General features: G+C 63.0%; 18 protein-coding genes and 1 pseudogene. 8 read left to right on the top strand and 11 right to left on the bottom strand.

Translation table 11 applies throughout. The annotated features are described in order from the left end of the window. Positions 1-25 precede the first annotated feature (25 nt). The 4 genes and pseudogenes from cqsA to IEX16_RS19925 form a co-directional block, all read right to left on the bottom strand. The gene (gene cqsA / locus IEX16_RS05200) at positions 26-1,303 is read right to left on the bottom strand and encodes an alpha-hydroxyketone-type quorum-sensing autoinducer synthase (RefSeq protein WP_188707294.1); all 1,278 of its coding nucleotides are present in this window, start codon (positions 1,301-1,303) and stop codon (positions 26-28) included. A 149-nt stretch (positions 1,304-1,452) separates the two neighbouring features. Continuing rightward, positions 1,453-2,763, bottom strand: a complete 1,311-nt coding sequence (locus IEX16_RS05205) for an acetylornithine deacetylase/succinyl-diaminopimelate desuccinylase family protein (RefSeq protein ID WP_188707295.1) — start codon at positions 2,761-2,763, stop codon at positions 1,453-1,455. 232 nt (positions 2,764-2,995) lie between these two features. Further along, the gene (locus tag IEX16_RS19920; RefSeq protein WP_373288292.1) at positions 2,996-3,496 is read right to left on the bottom strand and encodes a rhodanese-like domain-containing protein; all 501 of its coding nucleotides are present in this window, start codon (positions 3,494-3,496) and stop codon (positions 2,996-2,998) included. 120 nt (positions 3,497-3,616) lie between these two features. After that, positions 3,617-4,117 (bottom strand): annotated as a pseudogene (locus IEX16_RS19925) (MBL fold metallo-hydrolase); the annotation flags it as partial. A 428-nt stretch (positions 4,118-4,545) separates the two neighbouring features. Between IEX16_RS19925 and IEX16_RS05215 the strand changes: the two are divergent. The 5 genes from IEX16_RS05215 to icmF all read left to right on the top strand — a co-directional run bounded on the left by IEX16_RS05215 (position 4,546) and on the right by icmF (position 12,647). Further along, a complete protein-coding gene (locus tag IEX16_RS05215) occupies positions 4,546-5,664 on the top strand; it encodes a TRAP transporter substrate-binding protein (RefSeq protein WP_188707297.1) in 1,119 nt (372 codons plus the stop codon). A 93-nt stretch (positions 5,665-5,757) separates the two neighbouring features. Continuing rightward, the gene (locus IEX16_RS05220) at positions 5,758-6,384 is read left to right on the top strand and encodes a TRAP transporter small permease subunit (protein ID WP_188707298.1); all 627 of its coding nucleotides are present in this window, start codon (positions 5,758-5,760) and stop codon (positions 6,382-6,384) included. A gap of 2 nt (positions 6,385-6,386) precedes the next feature. Beyond that, complete coding sequence (locus IEX16_RS05225) at positions 6,387-8,357, top strand: TRAP transporter large permease subunit (protein ID WP_188707299.1); 1,971 nt, start codon at positions 6,387-6,389, stop codon at positions 8,355-8,357. A gap of 128 nt (positions 8,358-8,485) precedes the next feature. After that, a complete protein-coding gene (locus tag IEX16_RS05230; protein ID WP_188707300.1) occupies positions 8,486-9,328 on the top strand; it encodes a PPK2 family polyphosphate kinase in 843 nt (280 codons plus the stop codon). A 25-nt stretch (positions 9,329-9,353) separates the two neighbouring features. Continuing rightward, positions 9,354-12,647, top strand: coding sequence for a fused isobutyryl-CoA mutase/GTPase IcmF (icmF, locus tag IEX16_RS05235; protein WP_188707301.1), 3,294 nt, complete (start codon positions 9,354-9,356; stop codon positions 12,645-12,647). Positions 12,648-13,261: 614 nt separating this feature from the next. Here icmF and IEX16_RS05240 read toward each other — a convergent pair. The 4 genes from IEX16_RS05240 to IEX16_RS05255 all read right to left on the bottom strand — a co-directional run bounded on the left by IEX16_RS05240 (position 13,262) and on the right by IEX16_RS05255 (position 16,262). Continuing rightward, positions 13,262-13,987, bottom strand: coding sequence for a sulfite exporter TauE/SafE family protein (locus IEX16_RS05240; protein ID WP_188707302.1), 726 nt, complete (start codon positions 13,985-13,987; stop codon positions 13,262-13,264). Between the two features lie 108 nt (positions 13,988-14,095). Next, positions 14,096-14,260 carry a hypothetical protein gene (locus tag IEX16_RS05245; protein WP_188707303.1) on the bottom strand — a complete coding sequence of 55 codons (165 nt, stop codon included), beginning with the start codon at positions 14,258-14,260 and terminating at the stop codon, positions 14,096-14,098. A gap of 101 nt (positions 14,261-14,361) precedes the next feature. After that, positions 14,362-15,195 (bottom strand): aldo/keto reductase, encoded by an 834-nt coding sequence (locus IEX16_RS05250; RefSeq protein ID WP_188707304.1) that lies wholly within the window; start codon positions 15,193-15,195, stop codon positions 14,362-14,364. A gap of 5 nt (positions 15,196-15,200) precedes the next feature. Then, positions 15,201-16,262 carry a DUF6352 family protein gene (locus tag IEX16_RS05255; protein WP_188707305.1) on the bottom strand — a complete coding sequence of 354 codons (1,062 nt, stop codon included), beginning with the start codon at positions 16,260-16,262 and terminating at the stop codon, positions 15,201-15,203. A 220-nt stretch (positions 16,263-16,482) separates the two neighbouring features. Between IEX16_RS05255 and IEX16_RS05260 the strand changes: the two genes are divergently transcribed. After that, positions 16,483-17,007 carry a hypothetical protein gene (locus IEX16_RS05260; protein ID WP_188707306.1) on the top strand — a complete coding sequence of 175 codons (525 nt, stop codon included), beginning with the start codon at positions 16,483-16,485 and terminating at the stop codon, positions 17,005-17,007. A gap of 8 nt (positions 17,008-17,015) precedes the next feature. Here the strand turns inward: IEX16_RS05260 and IEX16_RS05265 are convergent, their stop codons facing one another. Continuing rightward, a complete protein-coding gene (locus IEX16_RS05265; RefSeq protein ID WP_188707307.1) occupies positions 17,016-17,927 on the bottom strand; it encodes a LysR substrate-binding domain-containing protein in 912 nt (303 codons plus the stop codon). Positions 17,928-18,098: 171 nt separating this feature from the next. Between IEX16_RS05265 and IEX16_RS05270 the strand changes: the two genes are divergently transcribed. After that, a complete protein-coding gene (locus IEX16_RS05270) occupies positions 18,099-19,289 on the top strand; it encodes an acyl-CoA dehydrogenase (RefSeq protein WP_188707308.1) in 1,191 nt (396 codons plus the stop codon). A gap of 63 nt (positions 19,290-19,352) precedes the next feature. Next, the gene (locus tag IEX16_RS05275; RefSeq protein ID WP_188707309.1) at positions 19,353-20,564 is read left to right on the top strand and encodes a CaiB/BaiF CoA transferase family protein; all 1,212 of its coding nucleotides are present in this window, start codon (positions 19,353-19,355) and stop codon (positions 20,562-20,564) included. A gap of 75 nt (positions 20,565-20,639) precedes the next feature. On the opposite strand, the gene IEX16_RS05280 is transcribed toward IEX16_RS05275, so the two are convergent. After that, entirely contained in the window at positions 20,640-24,548 is a 3,909-nt protein-coding gene (locus IEX16_RS05280) for a molybdopterin cofactor-binding domain-containing protein (RefSeq protein WP_229676200.1), read from the bottom strand. Beyond that, the gene (locus IEX16_RS05290; RefSeq protein WP_188707310.1) at positions 24,545-25,036 is read right to left on the bottom strand and encodes a (2Fe-2S)-binding protein; all 492 of its coding nucleotides are present in this window, start codon (positions 25,034-25,036) and stop codon (positions 24,545-24,547) included. The genes IEX16_RS05280 and IEX16_RS05290 overlap by 4 nt, the downstream gene beginning before the upstream one ends. Positions 25,037-25,063 lie beyond the last annotated feature (27 nt).

Here is a 25,063-nt window from a genome sequence, read left to right on the forward strand (position 1 = left end):
CCATAAATGCAGATGCGAACTATCCCTAACCCGCGAGCTGATTGCCGCTTGATCCGGCAGCACGTGCCCGTCTGGCGATTGGCCAGTCCCAGGGCTTGACCAGCGGCGCCACCTCGCGCGCCACCGCCTCCACATGGCCGAGTTCGGCGTCTGTCAGCGCCGCATGCAGTGTTAGTCGCACCATGGCGCGGTTGCGGCTGGTCGCCGGCGCGCAGAACACGGCGCCAAACACCCCACGATCTTCCAGATGATCGCGCAGCACCATGGTGTCGGGTTCGGTGCCGGCCTCCAGCGAAATGATCTGCTCGGTTCCCTGGTGAATCGGATAACCCAAGTCGGACAAGCTGGCGCGCAGCCTCAGAGTGTGGGCGCGCAGGCGGTGGCGCTGCTCGTCGCGCTGGCCGATCACGGCGAGCGTCGCATTCAGGCCCGCAATTTCGTAGGGCAACAGGCAGGAACTGAAAATGTTCGGATAACTTGAACTGAGGATGTAATAGCGGAGGTCGGCCGGGGCGGTAAAAAAGCCGCCGCGTCCCGCGAAAGCCTTGGCGAGGCTGGCCGTGATGAAGTGCACCCGGTCGGTCAACCCGAGTTCCGCGCACAAGCCGGCACCGCCCGGGCCGTGGGTTCCCAGCGAATGTGACTCATCGACCAGAATCATGCAGCCATGGCGTTCTGCGACCTCCACCATCTCGCGCAGCGGACACAGGGCGCCTGTGGTGCTGTACACGGAGTCCACCACCACCACCCCGGCACCGTGGCGGGTGAGCATACGCTCCAGGTGCGCCGGGTCATTGTGGCGGAAGGGATGGGCCGGGGCACGTGCCGCGTGGGCCCCTTCCCAAAGCGAGGTATGCGCCAAGGTATCGAGATAGACCGGTGTTTGCGCGTCGGCTATCGCCTGCAGCAAGCCCACATTGGCCGCATAACCCGACTGGCAGATAAAACCATCGTCTTTTCCAACCCAGTTGGCCAAGGATTTTTCGAGCGACCGGGCCGGATGCTCGCCATGCACGAACACCCCGGACTGGATCACGAACTCGCGGTCATGCCGCAAGGCTGCCACCTGGGCGCCAACAATGTCCGGATGACCTGTCACGCTGAGGTAGTCGTTGCCGTCCAGACGCACCGAATCGGAACCCGCGGTTTTGCCGTGAAGCACGAATTTTCCGCCCCATTGCTTTTGCCAGCGTGGTGTGAATTCGCGTGCAATACGTTGCCGCAAATGCGCGGAAAGCCCGGGATTGATAGTCGATTTGGTGACAGTACGGACGGGAACAATGTCGAGGATTTCAAGTTGCATGGAGTTACCTTGTGAAAAAGTAACACCATTGAAAATGAAATCGACAAATTTGAGACTGGAACCCCTGTCAATATTGACAGGGATAGCGAGTCAGCACTGGCGATTAAAGTTAATGCGTGCCTAAATGAGATTCTTTTGTATTACTTGCGTCATGCATCACGCGCGCCTCGGGTCAGACTCAATGCGGCCAGCGCCATGATTTTTGCGCTGTCCACCAGTTCCTGAATACCCACATATTCATCCGGCTGGTGCGCCAGATCCAGAATGCCGGGACCGTAGGCAATACACGCGTCAAGCTTGGCAGTGCGCACGATATGTTTCTGGTCGTAAGTGCCGGGGCTGGAGATGTAGCTGGCTTCGCGACCGAGCACGCGGGCAATCGCCCGGGCAGTGGCCAGCACCACCGGCGCGTCTCTCGGCGTCGCCGTCGGCACAAAACTCATGATGTCTTTGATGCCGTAGTTGAAACCTGGCCGGCTGTGCTTGAGCTCTTCGAGCATGGCCACGATTTCAGCTTTGACAGTCTCCAGGTTTTCCTCGGCAATGAAGCGGCGGTCCAGCACCGCGCGGCAGGAGTGCGCCACCACCGGCGAAGGCAAGTCGCCGGTCGGTCGGTCCAAGGCATCCATGGAGAACAGTTGCTCGACCTGGCCGCCATGCAGGCTGTTGATGTTCAACGTGCTGACCCGGGCGCCGGGTGGCTCCACCGGCTCGGCCGTGTGGCGCTGCGACAGGCGCGGCTGCAACTGCGTCTCCAGCAGATGGATGAAAGCACTCATGTGGTTGATGGCGCTGTCGCCCAGGAAAGGCATGGAGCCATGGGCGATGCGGCCCAGGGTTTCGACCTCGCCCCACCACACGCCGCGGTGGCCCAGGCAGATGCGGTCCACACCGAGCGGCTCGGGAATGATCACATGGTGCACGCGGGGTTTGGTGAAGTAACCGCGCTCGGCGAGGTAACCCACGCCGGCAAAACCGCCCGACTCTTCATCGACTGTGCCTGAAATTTCCAGCGCGCCGGCGAACGGCAGGCCTTCCTCGAGAATCGCCTCGCAGGCGATCACGCTGGAGGCCAGCCCGCCTTTCATGTCGCAGGTGCCGCGTCCATACACCTTGCCGTCCCGGATGTCGGCACCGAAGGGGTCACTGCTCCAGCCGGAGCCGGCTTCGACCACATCGATGTGACTGTTGAAGTGAACACACTCCCCGCCGGGCTGACCTTCGTAGCGTGCCACCACATTGATGCGCGGGTGTGAGTCGCGGTCCCCCGGAGCGCCTGTGGCACGGATATATTCCACCGCAAAACCGCGTTTTGCCAGCCGCTCACCGAGCATGCGGGCACAGGCTTCGTAGGCGTCGCCGGGTGGATTGGTCGTCGGAATGCGCACCAGGTCTTGGGTAAGGGCAACGACCTCGTCGCGTTTAGACTCGATGCGTTTGAGCAGGCTGTCATGGTTCATGCGGCCAGTTTATGTGAACCATGCCGCGCTGTCTCGCAATCTCGAATCCTGTTTTTTCAAGCAGGGGCCGCGGGTCCGGCTCCTCCGGCCCGCAGGCGCAGCGCCCCCTCTGGGGGCAGCGACCACACGCAGTGGAGAGCTTGGGGGTCTGGTTTTCCCGCCGGGCCGTCCCAAGGGAAAATGCGCCCCCTCGGGGGGCAGAAAGCTACACGAAGTGAGCGAACGTGGGGGCCTAATTTTGCCGCCAGGGCAAGCCACGAAAACGCCAACCACCGCGCGTGCCGCGGCGCGCCTCGGCATCCGGGTCGCCCTCGAAACCTTCGAGGATGTTGTAGGCCTCCAGTCCCAGCTCGGTGGCGCGTTTGGCAGCCGCAATTGAACGCACTCCGCTGCGGCACAACATCACCGCCTTGCCGCCGGTTGGCACGACGGCCTTCAGGGCTTCGTCGAACTGCGGATTCATGTCCATGCCGGGCCACTGCTTCCAGGCCAGCGCCACCGCACCCGGCACAAAACCGACCCATTCGCGCTCGGCATCGCTGCGCACATCAATCAGCACCGCCTGGCCGGCCTGCCACCACTGGCAAGCCAGCTCGGGCGACACATTGCCGGCATACGCCTGGGCGGGCTGGACCTGCAACAAGCAGGCGCCGTCGGCATCTTGTCGGCCCCTGCCCAGGCCCGAGTTCTGATTCGCTGGCAGTGCCTCGTCCATGCGCGCCGGACGCGGCAAGTGAAGCTGCGACATGGTGGCCACGAACTCCGCCAGGCTTTTGCCGGCAATGCGCACATTGCCAGCCTTCTCCGCAGCGATCGTGGAATGGGTACGGCCCTGGTAATCGTGACCAGGCCAGACCATGGTGCTGTCCGGCAAAGTGAACAGCCGTTGCGTGATGCTCTTGTACAGCGCCTGAGCGCTGCCCGACTGAAAATCGGTGCGACCACACCCATTGATGAGCAGGGTGTCGCCAGTAAAAAGATGCTCGCGCCAAAGATAACTGACGCTGCCGGCGGTATGGCCGGGTGTGTGTATCACTGTGATCTGCTCGCCGCCCACCCGCAACGTGTCGCCATCCTTGAGCTGACGTGCGGCAGTCGCAATGCCGCAAGCTTCCGGTGCCACCGTCTGCGCTCCTGTGTGCTCGGCCAGTTGCCCGGCGCTGGTGATGTGGTCTGCATGGGCGTGCGTTTCCACCGTCCACCGCAGCTTGAGCCCCTGGTCCCGAAGAACGGCGAGATCGCGCTCCAGTTGCTGATCCACCGGGTCGATGATGAGAGCCTCGCGCGTCACTGGATCGAACAACAAATAGGTGTAGGTGCTGGAAGCAGGGTCAAAAAGTTGGAGCGGTTTCATGGCAATTCCAGGTTCAGGCAGGGGCACGATGGCCGTCGGCAAACTACACAAGCGTGACGCCAAGTTTAGGCCGCCGCAAGCGTTCAGCCGCGCCAACCGACAAAGCGCACCCCTGCAATCTCCTGAGCAGTTATCTGCTCCTTTTTTTATAGCTGCTTGCCTTTAATCCGCCGTGGGCTGGAGGCCAAAAGGGCTAAAAATCCGAGCTACTGCCAGAGCGCCGCACCGCGCTTTCCAGACAATATGAAATGCGATCTCGGAATCTTGACGAAATGCTGACAGTTGCTACTCAAACAGGGCACTGATAAACAGTTTCACCCCAATTGGATGCAATCATCGGCGACTCGTTGGTAAAAACCCTCTTTCATGCAGGGCGCCAATCGCGAAAGATAGCTTGCTAACTTTCAATCATCAACAGGAGACACGCCATGACAGATATCACAACCCCTCGCCGCCGCAGTCTGCTGAAGGGCGCCGCTGTCGCCGCGGGTGCCGGTGCCATGTCCGCACCTATGCTGGCTACCGCACAGACCACCACCACTCTGCGTTTCCAGAGCACCTGGCCAGCCAAGGATATCTTCCACGAATACGCCAACGACTTCGCCAAAAAAGTCAATGACATGGCGGGCGGAAAACTCAAGATCGAAGTGTTGCCTTCCGGTGCCGTGGTGCCCGCGTTCCAGTTGCTGGAAGCCGTGAACAAGGGCACGCTGGACGGCGGTCATGGCGTGGTCGCGTACCACTATGGCAAGCAGGCAGCGCTGGCGCTGTGGGGCTCAGGCCCGGCTTACGGCATGGACCCCAACATGGTGCTGGCCTGGCACAACTACGGCGGCGGCAAGGCGCTGCTGGAGGAGATCTACAAATCGATCAACATGGACGTGGTGTCCTACCTCACCGGACCCATGCCGACACAACCCCTGGGCTGGTTCAAGAAGCCGATTGCCAAAGTTGCCGACATGAAGGGCCTGAAGTTCCGCACCGTCGGCCTGTCGGTGGACATTTTCACCGAGTTGGGCATGGCGGTGAACCCGCTGCCAGGCGGCGAAATTGTGCCAGCACTGGACCGGGGCTTGATTGACGCTGCAGAATTCAACAATGCAACCTCCGACCGTATTCTGGGCTTTCCTGATGTGGTGAAGAACTGCATGCTGCAGAGCTTCCACCAGAGTGGCGAGCAGTTTGAAATCTTGTTCAACAAGGGCAAGTACAACGCCCTGGCGCCCGAACTCAAGTCCATCATCGACTACGCCGTTCAGGCGGCTAGTGCAGACATGAGCTGGAAAGCGGTTGAGCGCAATTCCCAGGACTACATCGAGCTGAAGAAAGCTGGCATCAAGTTCTACAAAACACCCGATGCGATCTTGCGTGCGCAACTCGAAGCCTGGGACAAGACCATCGAGAAAAAGAGCAAGGACAATCCGCTGTTTGTCAAAGTGCTGGCCTCCCAGAAGGCCTTTGCGGCGCGCGCCAGCCAGTGGCAAAATGACTACATGGTCGATTTCAAAATGGCCTACAACCACTACTTCGGCAAGAAGAAAGCCTGATACCAGTCTTTCCCTGATGACCCAGCCATCCGGTTCTTCTGGGTGGCTGGTTTTATTTTGTGCAGCGCCAAAAAGGGGTGAGCAGGTGTTTTTATGAGTATCCAACGCGTTCTTTATACCGCTGATGAAATCAGCACCTGGGTCGGGAAGGCTGCAGCCTGGCTTATCGTGGTATTGATGCTGCTGGTCTGCGCCGAAGTTTTCAAGCGCTACGCGCTGAACGCACCGACCGCATGGATTTACGACGTCAACAACATGCTTTACGGCACGCTCTTCATGCTGGGTGGTGCTTACACCCTGGCCCACGATGGTCATGTTCGCGGCGATTTTTTTTACGGCAACATGAAACCGCGCACACAGGCGACGGTGGACTTCGTCATGTACTTCCTGTTTTTTATTCCCGGCATTGCAGCGCTCACCTGGGCCGGATGGACTTATTTTGGGGACTCCCTGGCCATGCGCGAGCAGACTTTCAATGCAGACCCGATACCGCTTTACCCGTTCAAGTTTGTGATTCCCATGGCCGGCGCGATTGTGCTGATGCAGGGTATCGCCGAAATCATTCGCTGTCTGGTGTGTATCAAGACCGGCGAGTGGACACCGCGCCTGAAGGACGCGGAAGAGTCTGATGTCGTTGCGCAGCAACTCGCCGCCAGCGAATACGTCGATGAGGAGGCACGTCAGTTGGCCATCGAAAAATCCAAAGGGATGAAGGGCTGATCATGAGTAACGCAGCACTTGGCATGACCATGCTCGGCCTCATCGTGGTCGTCATCATGATGGGTTTTCCAACAGCGTTCACCCTGATGGGGCTTGGCATGCTGTTTGGCTATGTCGCTTTTTACGACCCCACAGCTTCCTGGTTGGACAACCGGATTTTCGATCTGATGGTGCAGCGTGCCTTTGGCGCGATGACCAACGAAACGCTTTTATCCATCCCGCTTTTTGTATTGATGGGTTATGTGATGGAACGCGGCGCGCTGGTGGACAAGATGTTTCACAGCGTGCAACTGGCCTTTCGCAGCGTGCCTGGCTCGCTGGCGGTCACCACACTGATCATCTGCACCTTCTGGGGCATTGCCAGCGGCCTGGTCGGTGCTGTGGTGGTGCTGATGGGTGTGATCGCGATGCGGCCCATGCTCAATGCGGGGTATGACACGCGCCTGGCGGCTGGGGTAATTACCGCCGGCGGCACCTTGGGCATTTTGATCCCGCCGTCGGTAATGATCATTGTGTATGCCGCCGTGGCCGGCCAGTCGGTGGTCAAGCTGTATGCCGCGGCCATGTTTCCCGGCTTCTTCCTGGCGTTTCTGTACCTGGTCTACATCATTGGCTGGGTGCTGATCAACCCGAAGATCGCACCCCGGCTTCCGCCCGAGCAGCAACAGGTTCCGGTGCCGCCCTGGTTGAGCCATCTCTCCAACGCCTACTCGCGCCGCATGCTGCCGGCCCTCGCCAGCGCGGTAGCCATGCCGGGCAAGGCGCTGCAGGCCAGTGTGGACGGCATGCGCATCACCTGGGGACTGCTTCTGCGCAGCCTGGTGACGGCGCTGGTGCCGCTGGCGCTGGCGGCAGGGACCCTGGGCGCGGTCTGGTGGTACGTGGTGATTCACTCCCAGGAAGACAACAACGCGAACATGGCCGCCCAGGTCACGCAGCCAGCCAGAGCGGGTGTCGATGTGGCGGCCCCCCCCCCCGGTACTGGCCTGGCAGAACCTGCTGCAAGCGGCGTACAAGAGCCGCCGGCGGCTTCTGTCGGTTTGCAGGAGCCCCCTGCCGAAGGCGGCCTCAAGGAGCTGTCCAGTGACGGCGGACTGGAGGCTCCCCCCGGGGCGGCGGATGTTCAGACTCCTGCCGGCGGCAAGGAGGGTGGCGAGACGGCCATGCAGCAATTGGGCGACCCGAGCGCGCCGGCACCGCAGACTGCATCTGTACCCGAGGCGTTTTACACCGGCTTCTGGATCGCCTGCGGCCTGACGCTTCTGCTGCTCGCCTGGTATTACTGGCGCTTCGACGCCGAGCAGTTTGAAATCCTCCGGATGCTGGTGTCCTCCGTTATGCCACTGACCCTGTTGACGCTGATGGTGCTGGCAGTCATTTTGTTTGGCCTGACCACTGCCACCGAATCTGCTGCTGTCGGGGCGGCCGGCGCCTTCCTGATGGCCTGGCATGCGCGCACCCTTAACTTCCAGCGCATCAAGGAAGCCGTGTTCCTGACCGCCAAGACCACCTCCATGGTGTGCTGGCTGTTTGTCGGCTCGGCCCTCTTTTCGGCGGTGTTTGCCCTGCTGGGTGGTCAGCGCGTGGTGGAAGAATGGGTACTGTCGATGGACCTGTCGCCACTGCAGTTTTTGCTGCTGTCGCAGGCCATCATCTTCATCCTCGGCTGGCCGCTGGAGTGGACCGAGATCCTGGTGATTTTTGTGCCGATCTTCCTGCCGCTGCTGGCGCATTTCCAGATAGACCCCATCCTGTGGGGCGTGCTGGTCTTCGTCAACCTGCAGGCGGCCTTCCTGTCGCCGCCGGTGGCCATGTCGGCCTTCTACCTGAAAGGGGTGTCTCCGGCGCATGTGACGATCAACCAGATTTTCGCGGGCATGATGCCCTACATGCTGATCGTGATCCTGTGCATGGTGTTCATGTACATCTGGCCGGGTTTGACACTGTGGCTGCCGAAATACCTGTACGGCTGATCAAGCGGGCCAAAATGGCCTTGAACCTTCTCAAGGGGCGCGCAAGCGCCCCTTTTTTGTTGGAAAAGCAGTAAGATTGACGTTTACGTAAACGTCAATCAAATGCAGGCAGCCTACAGGAGACATGCATGGCGAACAAGAGCTCAGCCGCCCACACGCTTGCGAACTGGCAAGCTCCTGCGGGGAAAAGTGCTTCCCGGTTTTCCCTGGCCCGGCTGGATCCTGCTGCCAAGCCCTGGTCTTCTGGCGACAAGGAGAGCGACAAGGCTGCAGTCGATGCGCTGGCGATGGAGCTGGACGCCCTGCAGGACCTGTTTTATGCCGACAGGCGCTTCAAACTTCTGGTGGTGCTGCAGGGCACCGACACGTCGGGCAAAGACGGCACGGTACGCAGTGTGTTCAGCCGTACCAGCCCGCTGGGTGTGCACACCCTGGGCTGGAAAGCACCCAGCGAGGACGAAAAGGCTCACGACTACCTCTGGCGCATCCACAAAGTGATGCCGGGTGCGGGCGAAGCCATGATTTTCAACCGCAGCCACTATGAAGATGTGCTGGTGCCCGTTGTCAATCAATGGATCACGCCCGAGCAAACCCGGCAGCGGTACCAGCACATCAATGACTTCGAACGCCTGCTCAGCGATACCGGCACCGTGATCCTGAAATTCATGCTGCATATCGGGTTTGAAGAGCAACGCGGACGCCTGCAGGAGCGTATCAACGACCCGACCAAGCACTGGAAGTTCAGCATGGGCGACCTGGCGGTGCGCAAGCAGTGGGATGACTACCAGAAGGCCTATGAGGCTTTGCTGCGCGCCACCAGTACGCCGTACGCCCCCTGGACCATCGTGCCTGCCAATTCCAAGACACACCGCAACCTGATGATTGCCACTGTGGTGCGCGACACCCTGAAAAAACTCAAGCTGCGTTATCCCCCCAGCGATCCCGCGCTCCAGGGCCTGGTGATCACCTGAAAAAATCCACGCGAAAGATCCCGCCATGACCGACCTCTCCGCCGAATACAAGGCTCTTGCCAACTACCGTCCCACGCACAAGGTGCGTTTTGTCACCGCCGCCTCGCTGTTTGACGGGCATGACGCGGCCATTAACATCATGCGGCGCATCTTGCAGGGCATGGGCGCCGAGGTGATTCACCTGGGCCACAACCGCAGCGTCGACGAAGTCGTGACCGCCGCGCTGCAGGAAGACGCGCAGGGCATTGCCATCAGCTCCTACCAGGGCGGCCATGTCGAGTATTTCAAGTACATGGTGGACCTGCTCAAAAGCCGCGGCGGCGAGCACATCCAGGTCTTTGGGGGTGGCGGCGGCGTGATCGTGCCGCCTGAAATCCGCGAACTGCAGGCCTACGGCGTGACCCGCATCTACAGCCCCGAAGACGGCCAGAAAATGGGCCTGGCCGGCATGATCGGCGAGATGGTCATGCGCTGCGACAAGGACCTGACCGGTTTCGCCCCAGCGAACATTCAGGCGATTGAAGGCCATGGCGAGCTGGCCTGGCGGGCGCTGGCCCAGCTCATCACCGCCCTTGAAAACGACAAAGCCGAGCTCGCGCTGCTCGAGGCCGTAAGGACACAAGCCGCCACCAAAAAAATACCGGTACTGGGCATCACCGGCACCGGCGGTGCTGGCAAGTCATCGCTCACCGACGAGTTGATACGCCGCCTTCGGCTGGACCAGAACGACCAGTTGCGCATAGCCATCATCAGCATTGACCCTTCTCGCCGTAAAAGCGGTGGCGCCTTGCTCGGCGACCGGATTCGCATGAACGCCATCAATCCATGGGCTGGCGGACAACGCGTGTTTATGCGATCACTGGCTACCCGCGACTTCGGCTCAGAAATCAGCAAGGCCCTGCCCGACGTGATCGCCGCCTGCAAGGTCGCAGGCTTCGATTTGATCGTGGTCGAGACCTCGGGCATCGGCCAGGGCGATGCCGCCATCGTGCCACATGTGGACGTGCCCATGTACGTAATGACACCCGAGTTCGGTGCGGCCAGCCAGCTCGAAAAAATCGACATGCTGGACTTCGCAGAATTTATCGCGATCAACAAGTTCGACCGCAAGGGGTCGCTCGACGCCCTGCGCGATGTGGCCAAGCAAGTGCAACGCAACAAGGAGGCCTGGACCACACCGGCCGACCAGATGCCGGTCTTCGGCACCATGGCGGCCCGCTTCAACGACGACGGCGTCACCGCGCTGTACCAGGCACTCAAGCCGCGCCTGGCCGGGCTCGGCCTGAAGCTGTCCGAAGGCACCCTGCCACACGCCGATGTGCGCCACAGCACCAACCAGACACCGGTGGTGCCGGCGGCCCGCACGCGTTACCTGGCCGAGATCAGTGACACGGTGCGCGGCTACAAAAAACGCGCCCGCGCCCAGGCCCAGCTCGCGCGCGAGGTGCAGCAGCTCAAAGCCGCTGCCGCCATGCTCAAGATCGACAAACCGGGCCGGGCACCGGCCGCCGAGGCGGCGCTGGACCTCGCAGGCCACCGCAAGGCCCGCATGGATGGTGACGCCCGCGCCCTGCTGGTCCAGTGGCCCGACATGCAGGCCGCCTATGCGGGCGATGAATACGTGGTGAAAATCCGCGACAAGGAAATCCGCACGGCATTGACAACAAAATCGCTGTCGGGCACCACCATCCGCAAGGTGGCGCTGCCGCAATACGAAGATCACGGCGAAATCCTCAAGTGGCTGATGCTGGACAACGTGCCGGGCAGCTACCCCTACACCGCTGGCACCTTCGCCTTCAAACGCGAGGGCGAGGACCCGACGCGCATGTTTGCCGGAGAAGGCGACGCCTTCCGTACCAATACCCGTTTCAAGCTGCTGTCCGAAGGCATGGCCGCCAAGCGCCTGTCCACCGCATTTGATTCGGTCACGCTGTACGGCAACGACCCGGCCCTGCGCCCCGACATCTACGGCAAGGTCGGAAACTCGGGCGTGTCCATCGCCACGCTGGACGACATGAAGGTGCTGTACGACGGCTTTGATCTGTGCAATCCGAGTACCTCAGTGTCCATGACCATCAACGGTCCGGCGCCGACGATTCTTGCGATGTTCATGAACACCGCCATCGACCAGAACATTGGCAAGTTCAAAAAGGACAACGGCCGCGACCCGACGCCGACCGAGCTAGAGAAAATCCGCGAATGGGTGCAGGAGAACGTACGCGGCACGGTGCAAGCCGACATCCTGAAAGAAGATCAGGGCCAGAACACCTGCATTTTCTCAACCGAGTTCAGCCTGAAAGTGATGGGCGACATCGCCCAGTACTTCGTGCACCACAAGGTGCGCAATTTTTACAGCGTCTCCATCAGCGGCTATCACATCGCTGAAGCCGGTGCGAATCCGATCTCACAATTGGCTTTCACGCTGTCCAACGGCTTCACTTTCGTCGAAGCTTATCTGGCGCGCGGCATGCACATCGACGACTTCGCGCCCAATCTGAGCTTTTTCTTCAGCAACGGCATGGACCCTGAATATACCGTGATGGGTCGCGTTGCGCGCCGCATCTGGGCCGTGGCCATGAAAGAGAAATACGGCGCCAACGAACGCAGCCAGAAGCTCAAGTACCACATCCAGACCTCGGGCCGCAGCCTGCACGCGCAGGAGATCCAGTTCAACGACATCCGCACCACGCTGCAGGCGCTGATTGCGATTTACGACAACTGCAACAGCCTGCATACCAACGCGTTTGACGAAGCCATCACCACGCCGACCGAGGAATCGGTGCGCCGCGCGATGGCGATCCAGCTCATCATCAACCGCGAGTGGGGCCTGGCAAAAAACGAGAACCCCTCACAAGGCGCCTTCATCATCGAGGAGCTGACCGAATTGCTGGAGGAAGCCGTGTTGCTGGAGTTCGAACGTATCGCCGAGCGCGGCGGCGTGCTGGGTGCGATGGAAACCGGCTACCAGCGCGGCCGCATCCAGGACGAGTCCATGCATTACGAGATGCTCAAACACACGGGAGGGCTGCCCATCATCGGCGTCAACACCTTCCGCAACCCGCATGGCGACGCGGTGCAGGACAAGCTGGAACTGGCGCGTTCGACCGACGCGGAAAAGCAGAACCAGCTCAAACGCCTGAATGAATTCCACGCCCAACATGCTGCCGAATCCCCGGCCATGCTCAAGCGCCTGCAGCAGGCGGTGATCGCCAATGCCAATGTGTTCGAAGTGCTGATGGACGCGGTACGTATCTGCTCGTTGGGGCAGATCACCAATGCGCTGTTTGAGGTCGGTGGGCAGTATCGGCGGAACATGTAATTTGCTATTTATTTGATAGCTGGTGGCGCTTGCCAGATATGGGCTAGAGATACTTTTTTCTCATAGAAAGCGATTTATAGCTTAAACACCTCTCGCGGCATCTCGCTGCGTCCGTGGTCCTTACTGGACAGTAGGTCTGACTCCCCACTCCCACCCCTAGCCCCTCCCTCGCCCCGCTGGGCGATGGAGGGGGACTTCATTTGGCCGCGTGCGCTGCACTCGCGTGCAAACATGACCGACTGTTGGGATTCCCGCAGAAGAAGCGCTGCGCGCTTCTTCTGCTCCGGATGTTTGTCCCCCGCATTGATTTATTCCCCACCCGTCGGGCTGGGCCGAGGAGCGCAGCCGAAAACGGATCAGGGCGAGCGATTGTCTGAGGCGCTAGCCGAGTTCGAGCTCGACCCCGTTTTCGGCGAGCACCGCAGGTTGCCTGGAGCGAAGCGGAAGGACCCGGACCATCGGGACGCCTTCTCTTTGCTTACTTTCTCTTGGCGAAGCAAGAGAAAGTGAGTCGCCGGCCGGGGCGAGACCCGGCTTGTTGGCGCCCTGCGGAATACGAGGAAGCAATAGATGAATTCTGGATCAAGTCCAGGATGACAAATCCATTCTCGCCATCAAGTGAGTGCCGCCGCGAGCAAGGCCAATCCCGACATCAATAACAACCCATCCAGCACATACCCATGCGCAGCAGCGCTCATGCTCAGCACCAGCGCCTTACCTGCAAAAGTCCCCGCCATCAGGGATAAACCGACGATCAGCCCCTGCAGCAACACGTCAGCGGGCAAGGCGCCGAACTCGCGGAAGGTCACCACCTTGCTGATGTAGATGAACAACGAACTGGCGGCTTCGGTCGCCAAAAAAGCGCCCTTGACCAGGCCATAGGCCAGAAACACCGGCACGCTGAGCGGTCCGGTGGACAACACGATGCCGGTGAGAAAGCCGATGACCGCGCCGGCCAGCGCGAGCTGCCATAGGGTGGTCTTCCACTGCAGGCGCGCCAGCAGGTGCCGGACCGGAATCATCGCCAGAAAAAAAATACCCAGCGATATCTCGATGACGTGAGGTGGAAATGCCAGCAGCGTGCGTGCGCCCAGGGCCGCTGCCGGCACACCGGTGACGGCATAAGAAGCAACCGCCTTCCAGTCAACCTCGCGCCACCAGACCAGCACACGCGACAAATTGGCCATCACCGCCGCGATGGCCATGATGGGCACCGCCTGCTTCGGCCCGAAGTTATGCACCAGCACCGGCAGCAACAGAATCGACGAACCAGTGCCGATGACACCGCTCAGAAAGCCAGCGGCAAAGCCGGCGAGCAGGACAAAGGTGTAAGCGGCCACGGCCTCAGACCCGCCCTGCCGGCGTGCAGCAAAAAGCCCCGCGGGGCGAGGCTTGCTGCAAATACACCCCCATCAGTGAATCACGATGGAAGTGGGGCGCCTGAGGGCTTAACCGCCTTTGTGCGGGCGCTTGCCGGGGTTCTTTTTGCTGCGGGTCCAGCTGCCGCGCTCAAGGCTGATCTTCTGGCCACGGCCGGCGGTGCGGGTCATGCCGGGTGCAGGAACGGGTTTGGGGGCACAGATGTCGGCTTCGACACGGATTCTTTTGGGCATGGAGGGCTCCGGGTTGGAAAAATGGCAGAACCCGTTATTTTAAGCCACCGGGACGGCGGCTGGGCCCGGGCCCGATTCGGCCCGTCCGCCCGCGCTGAAATTCAGATCATTTCCAGTGCCGACGACCCCGTCGGTGGCGGGAACAGCGCGTCGAGTTCGGCCTGTTGTGCGACATCCAGCACGAGGCCTGCGGCAGCGACGTTGCCGCGCAGGCGCTGCGGATCGCTGGTCTTGGGGAGGGCGATCACGTCGCCCTGCCCCAAGAGCCAGGCCAGCGCCGCCTGGCCCGAAGTCATGCCCTGGCGCTGCGCAAAAGCTGCGAGCCCACGGTGGCGCAGCAAACGCGCCTGCTCCATCGGCGAATAGGCCATCACCGGCAGCCGGCGCTCGCGCATCCAGGGCTGCAGGTCCCATTCGATGCCGCGGCGCGACAGGTTGTAGAGCAACTGGTTGGTCTGCACATCGCGCCCGCCGGGCAAAGACCACAACTCCTGCATGTCGGCCAGATCGAGGTTGCTCACGCCGTAGTGGCGGATCTTGCCGGCCTGCTGCAGCGCCACCAGCCCCGCCAGCGTCTGGGTCAACGGCACCGATCCGCGCCAGTGCAGCAGGTAGAGGTCGATGCGGTCGGTCTTCAGGCGGCGCAGGCTGCGCTCACAGGCGGCGACCACGCCGGCCGCCGACGCATTGTGCGGATATACCTTGCTGACCACAAAGGCGTTGTCACGCCGACCCTGCAGGGCCTCACCAACGAGTTCTTCCGCCAGGCCCTCACCGTACATTTCTGCAGTGTCGATCAGGCTGCAACCGAGTTCGAGCCCCAACTGGAGGGTAGCGATCTCCTGCGCACGCAAGGCCGGCGCCTCACCCATGCGCCAGGTGCCCATGCCCAGCGCGGGGACAGCTTCACCGGAGGGCAAGCGCACGGTTTTCATGTCAATTACACCGGCGCACGCAGCGGCAGGTTGACCAGCAGGTTCTGCGGCTTGAGCCTGAGCACCCGGTCGGCATTCATCATCAGGCCGAGGTAAACCGGCTTGCCGGCCACGTCGGCGCGCATTTCCTGCGGCTGCTCAAAGTCCAGCCGGAACAGGCTGAGCAGGCGCTGCATGCGTTCGGCCTCCACCTCGCGGCCTTCGTACAAATCATTGAGCAGCGCGGTCGCATCGATGTCCAGGCCCACATGCCAGCGCCAGGCCTCGTCATCAACTTTTTGCAGTGGCCGGATGGTCACAGCTACGCCAAGGAAATGCTGCACCCATTTCTCGAGCACACGCGCCAGTGCTTTCAGACCGGAGCGCGCGCGTGTCATGGTCAACACCAGGCCGTGGCTCAGGTCGTTGTTGATTTCGTGCGTCAGATCCAGCAGGAAGCTGTGCCGCTCGCTGGCGGGCCAATAATCGGGGGCATTGCTGTCTGACAGTACCTGCATCTCGATGCTGCGCAGCGGGGCCTTGGCTTCCGCCAGGAAACGCCCGAAGTCGCCGAGTCCGCCGTGGTCATTCAGCATGTCGAGCCGGTCGCGGTCGCCGGCCAGCACCTGCCCGTCCTCGGTCGAGATGCGCTGCGGGCGAAACAACATCTCGGCGGCGCGCACTTCATACGCATCAGTCACATCGTCGAGCAGGTTGCGGACGATGGCCTGCGCGAGCAGGTCAATGAACAGCGGCGGGATGCTGATGCTGCCGCTGCGGAACAGGCCCAGGTAATAGGCCTCCAGCGTGCCGGCGTCCAGCAGCCCGTCGCGAAAGCGCAGGAACAGGCCGTAACTCTCGCGTGCGTCAGCGTCCTGCAGGGCCAGAAGTTGATCCTCGCTCACAGAGCGCACCGGCGTGGCCTGCAGGTCAGCGTGCAGCGCCTGCTCGGCCGCACAGGACTCGGGCAGCAGCGCCAGCTCGGGACGGCCCAGGAACAGGCGCAGGTAATCGTCGGTGGGCGGCAGCCAGCCGCGCGGGTTGCGCTGGAGCCGGCTGAAACCGCTGGAAGGCCAGAAATCTTGCATGGTGGCAATCCTCTCATAATCACTGAGTGTTGTTAATCTGCTATATTTTTTATAGCTGCTTGCTCTTTCTGCGTATGGGCTAAAGCCAGATTTGATGCACAAAACCTGGCAAAACGGCTTCCAGGGAAAATCAACCCTTGGCCAATGTTTTTCGCTTTGCGTACAGTGAGTCATCCACGAGTTGATTCACGCGCTACGGCGCGACTGACGGAGACATGCCATGTACCCAGCCCTGAACCTGAGCCGCCATTTTTACGCAGCCAGCGCCGTGCTGCTCGTCAGCCTGTGCGCGGGCACGCTGCAGTCCGCCCACGCGCAGTTTCCGACGGTCACCACGCGCACCGAGATCTGGAGCGGCAACGGTCAGCCCAGGGATCGCGAGACCGAGCGCCTGCAGTGGGAGCAGTGGCAACTGCAGCGCGAGCAGCAACGCCGCCAGCTTGAGCTGACGCGGCAGCAGGACGCGCAGTTGAGCCAAAGCCAGGAGTCGCTGGGCCAGCGCGCCCTGCGTGAGCAGGCGCAGCGTAACGGCACCTGGGTGCCCGCGCCGCCCGGACTCAGCGACCAGGAGCGCGTCTGGCGCGACCAGCAGCAGATGCAGCGCGAGGTATGGCGCCAGCAACGCGAGCAGACCCGCCAGGACGACCAGCGGATACGCCAGGAGAGCGAATCACCGGGCCAGCGCGCGCTGCGCGAGCAGGCCCAGAACCGGCGCGAGCAGGGCCGCATGGCGACGCCCCGCTAGCCAAGCCTTCATGCGGCAGGCGCGGCGCTTCGGTATAGCAGGGCTTCTTCTTCCAGCCAAGCGCGAAACAGCGTGAGAGCCGTGTTGTCCGACTTCTGATCGGGGTAGATGAAGTAATAACGCCGGTCGCTGACAAATACATGTTTCACCAGTTCGACCAGCCGCCCCAGCGCCAGGTCGTCCTCGATCAGAAAGCGCGGGATCAACGCCAGCCCCTGACCGTGGATGGCCGCTTCGGTGGTGATGGAAAACAGCTCCATACGCGCACCGGCCAGGTCGCCCTCCACCGCCATCCCCAGCGAGGCAAACCACTGGCGCCAGGCATAAGGCCGGGTGCTCATCTGCAGCAGCGGCAGGCCGGCGAAGTCGGCGGCCTTGAGCGTGCGCTTCGGTCTGACCAGCGCCGGGCTACCGACGGCGACAATGCTTTCGTCCATCAGGAAGCAGGACTCGGTGCCCGGCCAGCCGGCCTCCACCGCGCAGATCGCCGCATCCAGCGCGGTGTCGGCAAACAAAAAAGGCCGCGTGCGCGACGACAGATGAACAGTGATGTCAGGATGCAGGCGGTGAAAACGCGCCAACCGCGGTACCAGCCAGCGGGCCGCAAAGGTCGGCAGCACGCCGAGTTCCAGCGCGCCACCCGCGCCGCCGCGCGCCATCATGTCGAGTGTGTCGCGCTCCACATCGTCGAGCCGCGAGCGCACATTGCGCGCATAACTGGCCCCGGCCTCAGTCAGCAACACGCCGCGTTTGGTACGCCGGAACAGCTTGACGCTGAGGAAGTCTTCGAGCCCGGCAATCTGCCGGCAGACCGCACTTTGCGTGAGCGAATGCTCCTCAGCGGCCTGGGTGAAACTCTGGTGACGTGCGGCGGACTCGAACAAGGCCAGCGCCGTGGTGGAAGGAATGTTGCGCCGCATGTCAGCTCCTGATGACAGGTTTCAGAGTTCTCTTTAGGCACAGGTCTGTGCCAAATCATGGTTTGCGCCGGAGGGCGGCGCATCGTATGCTTGAGGACAAGGCCAAATTTTTTGACCGCCTGAGTTGCGATTTTCGCACACAGAGCATCTTCCCCACCTTTGGAGACCGTCATGAGCACTTCCACCAAAAAAGCCAGCTTCCATTGGGCCGATCCGTTGCTGCTGGACCAGCAACTGAGCGACGACGAACGCATGGTGCGCGAATCGGCAGCCGCCTACTGCCAGGACAAGCTGGCGCCGCGCGTGCTCGAAGCCTTCCGCCACGAAAAAACCGACACCGCGATTTTTCGCGAGATGGGCGCGCTTGGCCTGCTGGGCGCAACCATTCCCGAAGCCTATGGCGGTGCCGGCCTGAACTACGTCTGTTACGGCCTGGTGGCGCGCGAGGTCGAACGTGTCGACTCCGGCTACCGCTCGATGATGAGCGTGCAGTCCTCGCTGGTCATGGTGCCGATCAACGAATTCGGTAACGAGGCGACGAAACAGAAATATCTGCCCAAACTCGCCAGCGGCGAATGGATAGGCTGCTTCGGCCTGACCGAACCCAACCACGGCTCCGACCCGGCCGGCATGCTGACGCGTGCGCGCAAGGTGGCCGGCGGGTACTCCCTCACCGGCAACAAGATGTGGATCACCAACAGCCCGATCGCCGACGTGTTTGTGGTCTGGGCCAAAGATGACGAAGGCGCGATTCGCGGCTTTGTGCTCGACAGGGGCAGCAAGGGCTTGAGCACGCCGGCCATCCACAGCAAGGTCGGCCTGCGCGCCTCCGTCACCGGTGAAATTGTCATGGACGAGGTGTTCTGCCCCGAAGAAAACGCGTTTCCGGAAGTGCGCGGCCTCAAGGGCCCGTTCACCTGTTTGAACTCCGCCCGTTACGGCATCGCCTGGGGCGCGCTGGGCGCGGCCGAGGACTGCTTCGACAAGGCACGCCAGTACACGATGGACCGCAAGCAGTTCGGCCGCCCGCTGGCCGCGAACCAGCTGATCCAGAAGAAACTCGCCGACATGCAGACCGAAATCGCGTTGGGCCTGCAGGGCTGTTTGCGCCTGGGCCGCATGAAGGACGAAGGCACGGCCGCGATCGAGATCACTTCGATCATGAAACGCAACTCCTGCGGCAAGGCGCTGGACATCGCACGCATGGCGCGTGACATGCTGGGCGGCAACGGCATCAGCGACGAGTTCGGCGTTGCGCGGCACCTGGTCAACCTCGAGGTCGTCAACACCTACGAAGGCACCCACGACGTGCATGCGCTGATCCTGGGCCGCGGCATCACCGGCATCTCGGCGTTTTCCTGAAGTCATGAGCCGCCGGGCCGTTCCCAAGGCAAATACCGAAGCCGGCAAGGCGAAGGTTATCCGATGAGCGCTACCGATGTGCGCCCGCCGCCGCTGACCGGTGTGCGGGTGCTGGACCTGTCGCGCGTGCTCGCCGGCCCCTGGGCCGGGCAGTTGCTGGCCGACTTGGGCGCCGATGTGGTCAAGGTCGAAAAGCCCGGCGCCGGCGACGACACCCGCGCCTGGGGCCCGCCCTACCTGGAGGACGCCTCCGGCCACAACACCACGGAAGCGACTTATTTTCTCTGTGCCAACCGCAACAAGCGTTCGGTCGCCATCGACACCGCCACGTCCGAAGGCCAAGCCCAGGTGCGCGCGCTGGCGCAACAGGCTGATGTGCTGCTGGAAAACTTCAAAGTCAGCGGGCTGCAGCGCTACGGCCTGGATTACGCCAGCCTGAAAGAAGCCAACCCGCGCCTGGTCTATTGCTCGATCACCGGCTTCGGCCAGACCGGTCCCTATGCGGCACGCGCCGGTTATGACTTTTTGATCCAGGGCATGGGCGGGCTCATGAGTGTGACCGGCCAGCCCGACGGTGAACCGGGTGCCGGGCCGCAAAAAGTCGGCGTGGCGCTGACCGACATCATGACCGGTCTCTATGCGACGATTGCGGTGCAGGCGGCGCTGGCCGAACGTGAAAAGTCCGGCCTGGGACAACATATCGACCTGGCGCTGCTGGACGTGCAGATTGCCTGCCTGGCCAACCAGGCCTCCAATTATTTGGCCGGTGGTATGGTGCCGCGCCGCATGGGCAATGCGCACCCGAACATCGTGCCTTACCGGGCCTTTCCCACCGCGGATGGCGACATCATCCTGGCGGTCGGCAACGACGGTCAGTTCGCCAGATTCTGCACGGTGGCCGGCCACCCGGACTGGTCCAGCGATGAACGATTTTCAAGCAACGCGCAGCGCTTGGCGAACCGCGCCGTGCTGGTTCCGCTGCTGCGCCAGGCAACAGTGATGCGCAGCTCTGCCGACTGGATTGCCGCACTGGAAGCGGCGGGTGTACCCTGCGGGCCGATCAATCACATCGACCAGGTGTTTGCCGACCCGCAAGTGATCGCTCGCGGCCTGCAGATCACGCTGCCGCACACTCTGGCGGGCAGCGTGCCGCTTGTGGCGAATCCGATCCGCCTGTCCGGTTCGCCAGTGGCCTACCGGCGCCCGCCGCCGCTGTTGGGCGAACACACGGCCGAGGTGCTGGCGCAGTGGCTGGGCGTGCAAACCGTCGCCTGATCGTCCGAATCACGAAATTGGGATTTTTAAGCAAAAAATGCCTCCGGCCCATGACGGGCGGGCGCAAACAGCTATTTATTTGATAGCTTCCTGGCGCAATCGTGACACCACCGCCGGCAGCGCGTCCCAGGCAGCCCGTCCCGGCGCATACCGGCTGCGCATGTAACTCGCCAGCTCGGCGATTTGTGCATCGCTCAAGCTGTGGCGAAACGCCGGCATGAAACCGACCTGTGCCGACACCGGCTCCCGAATGCCGTCCAGGATCACACGCACCAGATTGTCGGGCCGTTCGCTGTGCAGCTTGCTGTTGAGCGCCAGCGGCACATTGGCGCCCAGCAGCGTCGGGCCGTCGCCGTCATGGTGGCAGGAGGCGCAGGCGCCGTTGAACAGGCGCTGACCGGGGCCCGGCAAGGTCATGCTGGTTTTCTGCGCAGCGGCCATCGCCTGCAGCGCGCGCGCCGCGCTTTCGGATTCAGTCAGCGGCGCGTTGTACGAAGCCAGGTAGGACGCCATGGCACGGATGTCGGCGTCGGGCAAGGCAGCCAGCTCCCTGACCACTGGCGCCATCGGTCCGGCGGCGATGCCGTGCTGCGGTGAATGGCCGGTGCGCAGGTAGCTGTAAAGCTGGTCGCGGGTCCACGGCACCGGCGCGCGCGACAGCGCGGTCAGCGCAGGCGCCTCCCAGCCGTCCACCATGGCACCACTCAAATAGGCTTTGCCGCTGCGCTCGGCGCCGAAGGCATTGCGCGGCGTGTGGCAGGCGCCGCAATGGCCTAGGCCATTGACCAAGTAGGCGCCCCGGTTCCATTCGACGGTTTGGGTCGGGTCCGGCGGGTAGGGTGCGGCATCATGAAACAGCGCGTTCCACCCTGCCATCAGCGGCCGCACGCTGAACGGAAAGGCCAGTTGGGTGGCAGGCGGCTCGGAGCGCACTGCCGGCTGCGCCATCAGGTACGCATACAGCGCCGTCAGGTCCTCGTCGCTGGTTTTGGCAAAGGCCGTGTAGGGAAACGCCGGATACAAATGGTGGCCGTCACGCGAGATACCTTCGCGCATGGCGCGCTGGAAAGCGCTGAAGGACCACAGGCCAAGGCCGGTCTGGGCATCGGGGGTGATGTTGGTGGTCACTACCTTGCCAAAGGGCGTTTCCATGGCCAGGCCGCCCGCGTTGGGAACACCGCCGGGTGCGGTGTGGCAGACCACGCAATCGCCCGGAGCGGCGAGTTGACGGCCTCGCTCAATGGTGGCGGCGGTGTAAATCGACGAACCACCGGCCACGACAGGCGAAAAAACAGGCGCGATGGCCGAGCGCCAACCCAGCAGCGCGGCGGCGATACCGAACACACTGGCCAGCACCGCCCCGCCGCGCACCCAGGTTTTCCGGTTTCGCGGCCAGACGGCCGTTGCGGGCAATTGGCCGCTGCCGGGTTCAGGGACCGGCTGCAGACGCGCCGGTTCGCTGTCGGGCGCCGGGTTCAGCACCGCGCGAATCACCTCAGGCGTGAACGGTGGCTGACGGAACCGCACGCCGGTCGCGTCGAAAATCGCATTGGCAATCGCCGCTGTGCCCGGCACCGAAGCCGACTCGCCGGCGCCCAAGGGCGGCTCGCCAGGACGCGCCATGGTCACCACCTCGATCACCGGCACATCGCGGAAATTCAGGATGGGGTACGCGCCCCATTCGAGCGCGGCGACCGTGTTGTTGACCGGGTTCAGCGCCACCTGCTCGGTCAGCGCGCGACTAGTGGTCTGCACCACGTTGCCGTGGATCTGGTGCCGGACGCCGGCCGGGTTGATCATCATGCCGGCGTCATGGCCGACCACCACGCGCCGGACATGGACCTCGCCTGTCTTGCGATTGACCTCCACATCGGCCACCCAGGCAGCCCAGGCACCGCCAAAGCCAGGCCACTTGCTGTGCACATACCGCGCATAAGCCACGCCCTGGCCGTGCACGATATCCGAAGTGCCATCGGCATCAGTCGCCTGTTGCTGCGGCTGCGTGTGTTTCTTCCATAACGCGCGCTCGGCGGTCGCACGGACCAGCTCGGCGGCACGCGGCTCGCTGAGGTAACGCAGGCGGAACTCGACCGGATCGACACCGGCCGCGGTCGCGAGTTCGTCAATATAGGACTCGTGCGCAAAGGAGTTAGGCAGGGCAGACACACCGCGCAACCAGGACGCGCGCAGCATGGGCGCCATGTCGTTGACACTGATGCGCAGGTTGTCGTAGTCGTAGGGCGGCCGCGCGCTGCGGTCGCCCATTTCGAAGGCCTGCGCCACCGGCTCTATCGTCCGGGTCAGCAGCAGCGCCAGCGTCGGGGAGCCGTTGGAGGGGTAAGAGGTCTGGAAGTCGTAGGCGGCGACCGAGCCGTCCTGATTAAGACCGCCACGCACCTGCATCAGCTGCGCCGCACCCTTGGGCTCCCAGGCGTGCTCCTGCTCGCGCGTGAGCTGCACCCGCACCGGCGCATTGACGGCGCGCGACAGCAGGGCGGCGTCGGCGGCCACATCGTCGGCGCAGTTGCGGCCATAACAGCCGGCCGCTTCCATGCGCACCACGTCAATGGCCATATCGGCCAGGCCCATCAGGCGCGACAGGTCGGCGCGCAACACATGCGGGTTCTGCGTGCCGGCCCAGACGGTTAGATGAGGTCCCGGCGCTGGGCCGCTCCCAAGGCGGGACACGGCCCCCTCATGGGGCAGCGACCCACACAAAGTGGGGGAGCGTGGGGGCGTGGGCCGCTGCGCAGGGCCGCCCCGAGCAAGGCCAGCCCCCTCGGGGGGCAGCGACCCACACAAAGTGGGGGAGCGTGGGGGCGTGGGCCGCTGCGCAGGGCCGCCCCGAGCAAGGCCAGCCCCCTCGGGGGGCAGCGACCCACACGAAGTGGGGGAGCGTGGGGGCACTTCTCGCCAGTCGGCCAGCGCACAGGACGGGCCAATGGCGCCGTGCATCTGGTAAGGCCAGACATAGTTGCGCGCCATGGCCTGCGCCGCGCCGGCAATCGCCGCGTCCACATCGCCTTCATCGACCAGCCTGCGTTGCGTCGAAGGGTTGGCGCGAATCGCCTGTTCCAGGTCGTCGAGCTTCTGCAGGCCGGGCCAGGGTTTCCAGGTCACCTTGAGTTCGCGCAGCGCCTGCTCGGCGAATTCCTCGCGCTCGGCAACGATGCCGACAAAATCGCGGATCACGACCACGGCGCGTATGCCGGGGATGTGCGCGATCGATGACTCATCCACTGCTTCCAGCGTGTTGCCGATGAAGTCGCCGTGGTCCGCGCCCGCGTAAGGCGGGCGCACCACGCGGCCGTGCAGCATGCCGGGCACCCGCATGTCATGCACAAAGGTCAGCGCGCCGGTGGCCTTGGCGGGGATATCGACACGTGGCTGGCTGGTGCCAACGATGCGGTAGTCTTCCGGCGGCTTGAGCGGGGCGTCAGGGGTCAGCATCAAATCGACATGTTGGCCGCTGACCAGCGCGCCATAGGCCACGGCGCGGGCATCCTCATCCACCACGCTGACCACCCCATCGCGCACACGCAATGCGGAAAACTCGGCGGCCAGCTGTTGGGCTGCGCGGGCCAGCAACCAGGCGCGCGCCTGTGCTGCGGCGGCGCGCAGCGGGACGGCATGAATCTGTATCGAAGTGCTGGCAATCGTGGCGCCCTGGTTCGGCACACTGGCCGTGTCGCCCAGCACCATGTGGACGCTGCCCAGCGCCACGTCGAGCTCTTCAGCCACGATCTGGCCCAGCGCCGTGCGTATGCCGGTGCCCAGGTCCACATGACCGTTGAGCGCCGTCACGCTGCCGTCGTCCCAGACCGCAAGCAGGATTTCTGCACCTTCGAGCGGATTGGCCGTGACCAGCGGCGGTTGGCCGGGGGCAGGTGGCGGGGCCGGCGGCGGTTCACGCGTGATCAGCAGCACACCACCGGCGGCGTGCAAGCCGGCGCGCGTGAGCGGGATGGCGGCGCGCAGTCTCATGACGAGGCTTCGCTTGCGCTGCGCATTACATGCGCCGCGCGTTTCACGGCCTTGAGGATTTCCAGATGGGTGCCGCAGCGGCAGAGGTTGCCGGACAGCTCACGGCGTATCTCCTCGTCCGTCGGATCCGGGTTGCGCGCCAGCAGCGCGGCCGTCATAACAATCATGCCGCTCAGGCAGTAACCGCACTGGGCCGCCTGTTCGTCGATGAAAGCCTGCTGCACCGGGTGCAGGCGGCCCGCCGAACCCAGCCCTTCGAGGGTGGTGACGGCCCGACCGCCCGCGTGAGCCGCCGGGATCACGCAGGACCTCGCCGCCACGCCATCCACCAGCACCGTGCAGGCCCCGCATTCGCCGAGGCCGCAGCCGTACTTGGGGCTGTTCAGGCACAGGTCGTTGCGCAGCACGGTGAGCAGGCTGGCCTGCACCGAAACAGGCACAGTCTGCTCCACCCCGTTAACGCTGAGGGTGACCACCTGCAAGCTCATGGATGCGCGCGCAAGCGTGGCCTCAAT

Origin of the sequence: Polaromonas eurypsychrophila, assembly GCF_014641715.1 — a bacterium.
Taxonomy (GTDB): domain Bacteria; phylum Pseudomonadota; class Gammaproteobacteria; order Burkholderiales; family Burkholderiaceae_C; genus Polaromonas; species Polaromonas eurypsychrophila.

Bases quoted from the DNA above. Each gene is read 5' to 3' on its own strand.
- IEX16_RS05275 (WP_188707309.1), top strand. From the start codon at position 19,353: ATGAGCGCTACCGATGTGCGCCCGCCGCCGCTGACCGGTGTGCGGGTG.
- IEX16_RS05265 (WP_188707307.1), bottom strand. From the start codon at position 17,927: ATGCGGCGCAACATTCCTTCCACCACGGCGCTGGCCTTGTTCGAGTCC.
- IEX16_RS05250 (WP_188707304.1), bottom strand. From the start codon at position 15,195: ATGAAAACCGTGCGCTTGCCCTCCGGTGAAGCTGTCCCCGCGCTGGGC.
- IEX16_RS05215 (WP_188707297.1), top strand. From the start codon at position 4,546: ATGACAGATATCACAACCCCTCGCCGCCGCAGTCTGCTGAAGGGCGCC.
- IEX16_RS05280 (WP_229676200.1), bottom strand. From the start codon at position 24,548: ATGAGACTGCGCGCCGCCATCCCGCTCACGCGCGCCGGCTTGCACGCC.
- IEX16_RS05205 (WP_188707295.1), bottom strand. From the start codon at position 2,763: ATGAACCATGACAGCCTGCTCAAACGCATCGAGTCTAAACGCGACGAG.
- IEX16_RS05245 (WP_188707303.1), bottom strand. From the start codon at position 14,260: ATGCCCAAAAGAATCCGTGTCGAAGCCGACATCTGTGCCCCCAAACCC.
- IEX16_RS05260 (WP_188707306.1), top strand. From the start codon at position 16,483: ATGTACCCAGCCCTGAACCTGAGCCGCCATTTTTACGCAGCCAGCGCC.
- IEX16_RS05225 (WP_188707299.1), top strand. From the start codon at position 6,387: ATGAGTAACGCAGCACTTGGCATGACCATGCTCGGCCTCATCGTGGTC.
- icmF (WP_188707301.1), top strand. From the start codon at position 9,354: ATGACCGACCTCTCCGCCGAATACAAGGCTCTTGCCAACTACCGTCCC.
- IEX16_RS05290 (WP_188707310.1), bottom strand. From the start codon at position 25,036: ATGAGCTTGCAGGTGGTCACCCTCAGCGTTAACGGGGTGGAGCAGACT.
- cqsA (WP_188707294.1), bottom strand. From the start codon at position 1,303: ATGCAACTTGAAATCCTCGACATTGTTCCCGTCCGTACTGTCACCAAA.
- IEX16_RS05220 (WP_188707298.1), top strand. From the start codon at position 5,758: ATGAGTATCCAACGCGTTCTTTATACCGCTGATGAAATCAGCACCTGG.
- IEX16_RS05270 (WP_188707308.1), top strand. From the start codon at position 18,099: ATGAGCACTTCCACCAAAAAAGCCAGCTTCCATTGGGCCGATCCGTTG.
- IEX16_RS05230 (WP_188707300.1), top strand. From the start codon at position 8,486: ATGGCGAACAAGAGCTCAGCCGCCCACACGCTTGCGAACTGGCAAGCT.
- IEX16_RS05255 (WP_188707305.1), bottom strand. From the start codon at position 16,262: ATGCAAGATTTCTGGCCTTCCAGCGGTTTCAGCCGGCTCCAGCGCAAC.